The 467-nt window shown below is 42.2% G+C and carries 1 protein-coding gene; it reads left to right on the top strand.

The window, feature by feature from the left end; genetic code table 11:
- Positions 1-179: 179 nt before the first annotated feature.
- Positions 180-467, top strand: a 288-nt coding sequence (locus KH893_RS12020) for a TatD family hydrolase (protein ID WP_281166309.1), incomplete at its 3' end; no start/stop codon positions are given.

Genomic DNA, 467 nt, shown 5'->3' with positions numbered 1-467 from the left:
TACCTATCTTGGCTATCCGGCTATTCTTGGCCGCAAGGGAATCATTAAGCAGCTGCAGTTGGATCTTACCGAAGATGAGCAGACAAAACTGAAACAATCGGCTGATTTTATTAAAGCAAAAACTAAACAGGCTCTGGAAAAGGACCACTGAATAAGTGTTTTTCTTTTATACTGGAAACATGGCAATTTATGATCCAACTAAAATTCCCGGGGATGTTTACGATACCCATACCCATTTAATCGATGATGCTTTATATCATGACGTTGCTGCTTATGTTGGACGTGCACGCGAGTTTCGCGTCATGGAAATGAATGTAGTCGGTTATGATCCGAAGGGGAATCAACGAGCGATCCAGATTGCTCATGATTTTTCTGACAAAGGGATTCGTGCGATTGTTGGTTTTCAGCCGGAAGATACTGACAAATTTGATCAAGCGGCTGAAGACGTTTTGCGCGTACAATTATCC

The organism is Liquorilactobacillus sicerae, from assembly GCF_029916425.1.
Lineage (GTDB): Bacteria > Bacillota > Bacilli > Lactobacillales > Lactobacillaceae > Liquorilactobacillus > Liquorilactobacillus sicerae.
This window is presented reverse-complemented; position numbering and strand designations above follow the sequence as displayed.